Source organism: Sulfuriferula sp. (assembly GCF_054605375.1).
Window position 1 is genome coordinate 1 of record NZ_JBTSEG010000053.1, and the last position, 8,847, is coordinate 8,847.

General features: G+C 60.0%; 7 protein-coding genes and 1 pseudogene. 5 read left to right on the forward strand and 3 right to left on the reverse strand.

The features are described from left to right. The 3 genes from ACYCZJ_RS16060 to ACYCZJ_RS16070 form a co-directional block, all read left to right on the forward strand. The coding region (locus ACYCZJ_RS16060; RefSeq protein ID WP_461555234.1) for an ABC transporter ATP-binding protein at positions 1 to 480 on the forward strand (480 nt) is incomplete at its 5' end. Continuing rightward, complete coding sequence (locus ACYCZJ_RS16065; protein ID WP_461555235.1) at positions 477 to 2,912, forward strand: ADOP family duplicated permease; 2,436 nt, start codon at positions 477 to 479, stop codon at positions 2,910 to 2,912. The genes ACYCZJ_RS16060 and ACYCZJ_RS16065, both read left to right, overlap by 4 nt. Positions 2,913 to 3,198: 286 nt before the next feature. Then, positions 3,199 to 4,797: an ABC transporter transmembrane domain-containing protein gene (locus ACYCZJ_RS16070; RefSeq protein ID WP_461555236.1), complete on the forward strand. Its 1,599-nt coding sequence runs from the start codon at positions 3,199 to 3,201 to the stop codon at positions 4,795 to 4,797. Between the two features lie 51 nt (positions 4,798 to 4,848). Here the strand turns inward: ACYCZJ_RS16070 and ACYCZJ_RS16075 are convergent, their stop codons facing one another. Continuing rightward, positions 4,849 to 5,067, reverse strand: a complete 219-nt coding sequence (locus ACYCZJ_RS16075) for a hypothetical protein (protein ID WP_461555237.1) — start codon at positions 5,065 to 5,067, stop codon at positions 4,849 to 4,851. Positions 5,068 to 5,151: 84 nt separating this feature from the next. Between ACYCZJ_RS16075 and ACYCZJ_RS16080 the strand changes: the two are divergent. Then, a pseudogene (locus ACYCZJ_RS16080) lies at positions 5,152 to 5,499 on the forward strand (transposase); the annotation flags it as partial. An 82-nt stretch (positions 5,500 to 5,581) separates the two neighbouring features. On the opposite strand, the gene istB reads toward ACYCZJ_RS16080, so the two are convergent. Together istB and istA are read right to left on the reverse strand one after the other, a co-directional pair. Beyond that, on the reverse strand, positions 5,582 to 6,367 hold the full coding sequence (gene istB / locus ACYCZJ_RS16085) for an IS21-like element helper ATPase IstB (RefSeq protein WP_461555238.1): 786 nt from the start codon (positions 6,365 to 6,367) through the stop codon (positions 5,582 to 5,584). Continuing rightward, positions 6,364 to 7,857, reverse strand: coding sequence for an IS21 family transposase (gene istA / locus ACYCZJ_RS16090; protein WP_461555239.1), 1,494 nt, complete (start codon positions 7,855 to 7,857; stop codon positions 6,364 to 6,366). Before istA ends, istB begins: the two co-directional genes overlap by 4 nt. 112 nt (positions 7,858 to 7,969) lie before the next feature. On the opposite strand from istA, the gene ACYCZJ_RS16095 reads away from it, so the two are divergent. Then, complete coding sequence (locus ACYCZJ_RS16095) at positions 7,970 to 8,620, forward strand: IS5 family transposase (protein ID WP_461555240.1); 651 nt, start codon at positions 7,970 to 7,972, stop codon at positions 8,618 to 8,620. The last annotated feature ends 227 nt before the right edge of the window (positions 8,621 to 8,847 follow it).

Genomic DNA, 8,847 nt, shown 5'->3' on the forward strand with positions numbered 1-8,847 from the left:
CAGGCATTCAACCTGATCGGCGAACTCACCGTCGAGGAAAACGTCGAGCTGCCGCTGACCTACCGCAGCGGCATCGGCCGCGCCGAGCGCCGCCGCCGCGTGCAGGAAGCGCTGGAGCAAGTCGGCATGGCGCACCGCCTGCGCCACTACCCTTCGCAGCTTTCCGGCGGCCAGCAGCAGCGCGTGGCGGTGGCGCGCGCGCTGGTCGGCCAGCCTGCGATCCTGCTGGCCGATGAGCCCACCGGCAACCTCGACTCGCGCAACGGCGACGCGGTGATGCAACTGCTCACCGAGCTGCACCGCAAGGGCTCGACCATCTGCATGGTCACCCACGACGCGCGCTACGCCGCGTCGGCGCAGCGCAGCGTGCGCCTGTTCGATGGCCGCATCGTCGATGAGGACAGCTTCCAGCGCCTCACCCGCGAGGACGAAGCACGCCTCGAGGCCATGGTCGATCTCGACCCGGGCACGCAGCCATGAATGCGGGGGTGCTGCTGCGCGAACTCTGGCAATCCTGGCGCGCCAGCCTGCGCAAGCCAAGCTTTCTGCTGCTCGCCTCCGGCGTATTGGCGCTGGGTATAGGCGCCAGCGTTGCCGTGTTCACGTTGATCGACCAAGTGCTGATGCAACCATTGCCCATCCCAGCTGCATCACGCGTAATGGTAGTCGGGCCACTTGAGAACGGACAGGTAAACGCCGTATCGCCGTTGCAATACCAGCACATGGTGCAGTTGGCAGGCGTTAAGTCGATAGGATTGGTATTTGCAGGACCGTCCGTGAACATAGCTGACGGCGGTCATGCCGAGGTGGTATCGGCCGCTTACATGAATCGCGAGCTGCTGCCGACTTTGGGCCTGCAGCCGGCCTTGGGCCGCAATTTTACGACCCAGGAAGATCATCCGAACGGCCCGCATGTGGTCCTGCTCGGCTACGGTTTCTGGCATCGTCAGTACGATAGCGATCCAAAGGTACTCGGCCAAACGTTGTTGGTGGGGGGCAGTACCTACACCGTCGTCGGCGTGCTCCCGAAAAGTTTCAATGCCCTGAATTTCAGTAGCGACGTGGTGCTACCTCTGGAACTCTCACCCAACAGCACCGCTGCCGACACCAACTACATTGCCGTGGCGCGCCTAGCCAACGGAGCAAGCCAGCAAGCGGTAGCTGCAGAAGTGAACGCGCGGATGCACACCATGTATGCCACCATGGCTGGTTCCAGCGCCACCAATTACTGGCTGCACGCAACCTTCGTTCTGCAGACGATTACGGCATGGCAAACCGCAGATGCGCGCGCTGCCTTGTCGCTGTTCATGGCTTGCGCGCTGTTCGTGCTGCTAACAGCGCTTGTGAATCTGGTCAATTTGATGCTGTTGCGGGCGCAGTCGCGTGCACACGACAGCGCGGTGCGAGGCGCCTTGGGGGCCCCGCCGCTCCGATTGGCACTGCCGGCTCTGGCGGAGGGCCTGTTGATCAGTGCAATTGGTGCGCTAGTGGGTACGGGACTGGCATGGTTGGCTCTAAATTTCTTGCAAGGTGTTATGTCCGCAGACTTGTTACCTGGTGGCGGTCTGCACATGCCGGCGTGGATATGGTTGCTGGCGCTAGTCGTTTCCATTGCCGTCGGCGTGCTCGCTGCAGCGCTGAGCTTCTGGCGCAGCATTGCGAGCGCCGCCAACGATGAACTGCGCGAGGGTGGGCGCAGTGGGCTGGGCCGCCGCGGCGGCCGGCTGGTACGCGTGCTTGTGGTGTCGCAGATGCTGCTGGCGACCGTGCTTTTATGTGGCACGGGATTACTGTTGCATGGATTGTACAGAGCCGAGCGCACGCCGCTCGGATTTTCCGATTCGCACATTCTTACTTTCGACCTCACGCCAGTGCGTGCGGACTATCCCGATGCACAGTCGATCAATCTGCTGCTGCAACAACTGAAACGCCGATTCAGGGAGATTCCTGGCGTAACAGCGGCAGTGACTACTACCAATCTGCCAACAGGTGGTCAGTTCAATCTACCCGTGCGGAAATACCGGGGAAAATTGTTCAGCACACAATTTCGCGGGGTTGGTGGCGGCTTCTTCAAACTGTTCGATATCCCTTTGCTACGCGGGCGCGGATTTACGCCTGACGATGTGCGCGGTAGTGAGCCAGTGGCGGTAGTCAACCGCAAATTCGCCGAGTACAACTACGGAGGCCACGCACTGGGTCAGATGCTCGAGTATGGAATTCCCGGGCATATGCGGTCCGTGCGCATTGTCGGGATCGTCGGCAACACTCGGCAGTTTGGGCCACTGCGGCCGGCGCCTGAAATCCTCTATTTGCCTCTGTCCCAGATGCCTGACCAAATCCTAAGCGCCTTTCTCGGATTCAGTCCCGTGCGATTCGCTTTGCGTGGACACGGTGACCCAAACCATTGGCGTAGAGCTGTGCGCGCGGCGATGACCGAAGTAGCGCCCAACCAGCCGATCTCCAATTTTCGAACCATGCAGGATGTCGTGCGTTCGACCACGGCCAGCACACGCACAACCCTACTGCTTGTCGGCGTGTTTGCAGCGCTGGCACTGTTGCTAGCGGTGGCCGGTATATATGCGGTAACGGCCGTATCGGTGACTGCGCGCGAACGCGAGTTCGGCGTGCGCATGGCTCTGGGGGCAAATCCGACGCGCCTGTTCTGGTTGGTGCTGCTTGGTGAACTGCGGCAGATCATGTTTGGGCTTGTCATCGGCGTTACCATCGTTCTGGGCGTTTCGGGATTGCTTGTGCAGCAGCTTACGGCGCTGGTGGACCGCACCAACACCTTCGACCCGGTGGCACTGATCAGTGCCTGCGTGATGCTTGTCATCGCTGGCCTTGCGCCCTGCCTACTGCCAGCATGGCGCGCGGCTCGGGTGCAGCCGATACATGCATTGCGAGGGGAGTAATGATGCCGTGGGCGCATGCGAGAGCGGTCGCGTGGCCGCTGCTCCTGACCAGCGACGTGATCGATATGCTGACTGATATAGGCACTCTATGGTACAGAGGAAGTCATCGTCACCCGGCGCTGTCGCAAACACGCGACAACGGGCTGAGGATCAGGGCGAATCAGGTCAAGTGATGAGCTAAACCGAGTTTCCGTGGTACGCGCTTCCGACAGGGTTCTAGCTTGACTGTCGAATGCGCGGCTCTGTATCGTTGAATCCCGAGGACATGGCAACGAAGGCAGTCATCATGGCCATCGTCAATAAAAACATTGTAGATCTATTTCGCAAATCGCCGCTAAGCGTTGCGCTCATCACCACTATGACCGCCGCATCAGCGCTGAGCACGGCTGTGGCGGATCCACTCTTTTTGAAATTTTCGCTCAATTACCTCTTGCAAAAGAATTTATGGTTGTTTGGCATTCTGATAGCAATTATGCTCGCGATAGCATTAGTTACTCGGCTACTGAATTACTGGATAGATGTAATAGTTCAAAAACTCCAAAACAAACTTCTTGCAGATCTCACGCACCAGTCACTTAGCGCGTTCCTAACAAGTGCGCCCTCGAACGCTGCAAACCGTGATGCTGCATACAACACATCCCGGGTATACGATGAGTCAAAACAAGCCGCTGGACTTGTACAGGTTTATCTCACGGCCATCGCTGCGATAATTAGCTTCGTTGGCGCATCAATCGTTTGCTTGCTGCTATCTCCGTACGTTGCGGTAATATTGGCGGTCCTGGTACCCGCTGTCTACGTTGCGACTAGATTCTACTCACATAAAATGTCCGACTTGGCTGCACGCCTTACGGAGACAGAGTCTGGCTTGAGGGGAACTATGACCCGCGTTGTTGCGGCGGTCAAAGACATCAAAATTTTTGGATTGCATAACTACGCTTTAGATCAAAGCTCTAAAGCTTTTGTTAATGTACTAGATAGCAACATTAAATTCACAAAGCGATACGCAAAAATTCAGCTATTGAGCAGTTCGTCTCTCACAATCGCTGAGCTCATCGTTCTGGTTACCATTGGTACCCAAGTTGCAATTGGGAGATTGACTATTGGCTCAATGATGGGGTTTATTTCAGCGTATTGGAAAGTAGTGAACTCTGTCACCTCCTTCTTTTCAATCGCGCCGGAATATTCACGAGCTATCACGGCGTATAATCGTTGCAATTCATTCGCCAACGAACTTGCCCGAGATGAAAATCGTGGGAGAGAAATTTCTGCCGAAGAGGTAAGTTTGTCAAATGTGAGTTATTCATACGGCGGATCGCTTGTCTTCGAAAGACTCAATATACAGGTCCCCCTGAGGACTTCGTTGCTAATCCGTGGTCCTAATGGAATTGGAAAGACCACGCTTCTTAATATGATTTGTGGTTTTATTACGGCTAGCGATGGCTCCTCCTCTTTGCCACGTTTGGAGCGGATTAGTGCTTCTATTGGCCCGGATGAGTTTGTTCCAGGAAGATTACGTGATTTATTGAAGGTAATTAATGGAAATGACTGGGCCGTTACGAATAGCGCTGCAGCACGCCTACTACTGAATGACTGCCTCGACAAAGAGTTTCGCGACCTTTCGATCGGCGAAAGAAGAAAAGCGCACATTTTAACCACGATCGCGAAATCTGCCGATGTTTATATCTTCGACGAACCATTAGCAGGTGTAGACATTGGAAGTAGAGATGCGGTTATGGATGCAATTTTCAACTTCTGCGGCAATCGTATATTGATTGTTGTTATGCATGGTGACATTAAGTACGACTCTCTCTTCAGTCGCGTGATCGAATTCGGTGAATTGGCCTCTACCCACAGGCCCACGGCAGTCGGGGTTGCCTGCCCCTAAGGATCATCTGATCAATCGCCGCCTTGCAACCATTGCACGCAATTGAGCGCATCACGCGCCCAAACGCACGCTTTGCATGTGGTCAAACATGCCGCTTCTCGCGCCGCACAGTACGCCGCCTGCGTCATCCCGCTCGCTTCCAGATCCGCCAACCGGTGCTGCCACAACACCCGTTTCTGCGCCCCACTCGTCATCGCCACGCCCGCATCCGAAAGCCAGGCGCGAGCGTGCAACAGCCAGACCGTCAAACAACAGGTGCGGTGGCCGCACGCTTACGATAGGACGAGGAAGTCTCTTTTTACTCTCTGATTTTGCCCTGCGGTCGAAGCATGACCTGATGATGGATCGTAGCCGATGACGCCGAAGCAGATGAACCTGGCGATGCAGCACAACGCGGGTTTCGAGCAGTACCGCAAGGCAACGCGGCGCGACGTGTTTCTGGCGGAGATGGAGATCGTGGTGCCGTGGTCGGCGCTGCTGGCGCTGATCGAGCCGGTGTATCCCAAGGCGGGGCGCGGGCGCCAGCCCTATCCATTGCAGACCATGCTGCGCGTGCACTTGATGCAGAACTGGTTTGGCTACAGCGATCCGGCGATGGAAGAGGCGCTGTACGAAGTGGCACCGCTGCGCCGGTTCGCGGGGCTGTCGCTGACCCGCGGCAGCGTGCCGGACGAGACGACGATCCTGAACTTCCGGCGCCTGGGCGGCGTCAACTATCTTGGCCGGTCGACGACAACTATCCTGGCCGGTCGGAGGCGGGGGATGATTGCGTCGTGATGGATGGTCAGCGGGTCTTTCGCGCAGCAGGGGCGAGCCCCTGCTGCGCGGCCCGACGCCGGTAGCTCTCCACGTTCATTTCAAGGATCGTCGCGTGGTGCACGAGTCGGTCGACGGCGGCCAAGGTCATGGCCGGCTCGACGAACACGTCACCCCATTGCGAGAAGGGCGTATTGGCGGTGATGGCCAAGCTCTTGTGCTCATAGCGCTCGGCGATGAGCTCGAACAGCACCGAGGTTTCCGATTGGTCACGCCTGACGTAGCTGAGATCGTCCAGAATCAGCAAATCAAACCGATCGAGCTTGGCGAGTTCTTGCGGCAAACGCAGGTCGCGGCGTGCGGCTTGCAGTCGCTGCACGAGGTCGCTGCAGCGCGTGAACAGCACGCGTCGGCCGGCGTCGATCAGGGCATGACCGAGGGCGCACACCAGGTGGCTCTTGCCCACGCCCGGCGGTCCGAACAGAAGGACGTTGGCGCCACGCTCGATCCATTCGGTGGCCTCGGCCAACGCGGTGACCTGCGCCTTTGAGACGCTGGGCACGGCGGCGAAGTCAAAGCTTGACAAGCGCTTGTCAGGACTCAGGCCGGACTCGTGACGATGGCGGTCGATTCGCCTGGCCTCGCGCTCGGCCAGTTCGTGTTCCAGCAGGGCCTCCAGCAGCCGGTGTCCAGGCCAGCCCTCGCGGTCGGACTGCGCGCACACATCGGCGGCAAGGCGTTTGATCGTGGGCAACCTCAGGTCGCCCAACATCATCTCCAGCCGGCCGCCGGCGCTGACCACGGCGCCACTCACAGCGCCACCTCGATGAGCGCGTCATAAGCCTGCAGCGACGGCAGCACCACGAGGACGTTGGGGATGTCACCCTTGGGCGGGGCCAGCAATTGCTTGAGCGCCAGCAGATCGGGCAACTGCTCAAGCTCGATGAGCTGTTCGAGTTCGACGGCCAATTGCGCCTCGTGCCCGTCGGCCGCCAGCGCAAGCAGCCCGACCATCGTCTTGCACGCCTCGCGCTCGGGCCGTGCCGCGGCCAGCCGCTCCCAGGTCTGCCGATACACGGCCCGCGGGAACACAGCGTCGCGCAAGACCCAACGTGCGAAGGCACCAGGCTTGCGCTGCAACGCCGCCACCAGATGTCGGTAGTCGATATCGCGCGCGTGAACATGGCCATCACGCTGCGTTGCGCGATCTCGCCGCAGCACGCACTGCCCTCCCAGCCAGCATTCAATGTGCTGCGCGTATTGGCGCACCATCAGTCGATGACCAATGAGCTGACTGGGGGCGCTGTACTGCGCGCCCTTGACGGTGAAGATCGCGTACTTGCTCACGCGTGCGGGCAGTTCCTCATACTCGGCCGTGCGGCGCGCAGGCAGCGTCCTGAGCATCGGGCGCTCGACCCCCAGGGGCTTGGCCACGCGCGCGTTGAAGCGCTGCACGATCAGGTCGACGAACGCCTCGTACCCGGCGCGTTCGTCGAAGGTCCGGCTACCACGCAGGCGCAGAGCCTGGTCGAGTGCCGTCTTGAGCGAGTCATTGCGCGATTCGATCGAACCGTTCTCGTGCGACTGGCCTGGATTGCAGCGGCTGGCGCGCATGCCGTAATGGCGGCACAGATCCTCATAACGGCGCGTCAGCGTCTCTTGCTCAGCCAGGTTGTTGAACGCCGCCGACAGGCTGTCGGTACGGTGCTCCTCAGGCACCCCGCCCAGGCGCCACAGCGCGCCCTGCAGGCCGCTGGACAGCGCCATGAAGCTCTCCCCCCCGACGACCACCTCGACATGTCGCCAGCCCGAGTGCGCGAGCGTGAATTGGTACAGGCGGTGGACAAACGCTTCGCCCGTGATCTCCACCCCGAGTTCGTCGCACACCGTGAAGTCTGACAAGCCCAAGCGGCCCGGCGGGTGTTCCTGCGCGAAGTACACGTCACGCTCGGCTCCGTGCTGGGCCCGCCACTGGCGTATCCGCCGCTGCAACGTGCGCAGCACGCTGCCGTCGTAATCGCCTGGGTGCCGGCGCTGAAGTTCTTCGAGCAGCGTCACCGCGTTCAGCGCCGCGTCGTTGTGCAGCAAGGGCATGACCTCGCTTGCCCAAACCCCACGCAGCGGATCCTCGCGGGTGCGCCAGCCTCGTGCCCCGTGTTGCGACGGCAAGCCGTCCGTGTCCTCGATGCGTCGCGCGCTGCGCTCGCTGATGCCCGTCTTGGCTGCCGCAGCGACCTGCGTCAGCGCCTTGCGATGGTCTTTGTATTTGCGCACTTGATGGTCCGTAATCTTCTTGCCGGGCATGCCGCTCGCCTTCGATCTGTCATCGAAATGCTCACAGTAACCCCGCCTCCCGGACCTTCCCGGTGAAGGCCTTCAACCGGCCAAGTTAGTTGTCGTCGACCGGCCAAGGTCATTGTCGCCGACCAGGCGCCTGCTGGAGACGCACGACTTGGCGCCGAAGGTGCTGGCGGCGGTGAGTGCCCATCTGACGCAGCAGGGCTTGTTGCTGCGGTCCGGCACGATCGTGGATGCCACGATCATCCACGCGCCGTCCTCGACCAAGAGCCGGGACCATGCGCGTGATGCCGAGATGCACCAGACGAAGAAGGGCAACCAGTGGTACTTCGGCATGAAGGCGCACATCGGTGTGGATGAGGTCACGGGTCAGGTGCACCACGTGACCAGCACGGCGGCAAACGTCGCGGACGTGACCGAGGTGCCGAACCTGCTGCACGGCAAGGAGCGGCACGTTTTCTGCGATGCCGGCTACGCCGGCGCGCAGAAGCGGGCGCCCAAGTGCGGCCGGACATTCTGGATCGCCTCCAAGCGCAGCGTGGTCAAGGCGATTGAGGATCCGAAGCTGCGCGAGATCACCGCGCAGTTGGAACATGCCAAGGCCTCGATTCGCGCCGCGGTGGAACATCCGTTCCGGGTGCTCAAGCGGCAGTTCGGTTACGTGAAGGTGCGCTACAAGGGCCTGGCGAAGAATGCTGCACAAGTGACGACGCTGTTCGCGCTGGTGAATCTATCGATGGCACGCAGGGCGTTGTTGCAAGCAATGTAGGGATCGTGCGTCCGCAGCGGCCCCAAGGGGCGACTGCGGCACGAGAAGCAACGTGTTTGACCAAGCAAAGCGTGCGTTTGGGCGCGTGATGCGCTCAATCGCGTGCAATGGTTGCAAGGCGGCAATTGATCAGATGATCCCTAAATCTCTACAGCTGTGCCGCTGCCTCGAACTGCTCGGGGCTGACGCCAGCCAGATGCTGATGCCGACGCGTCCGATTGTAAAAG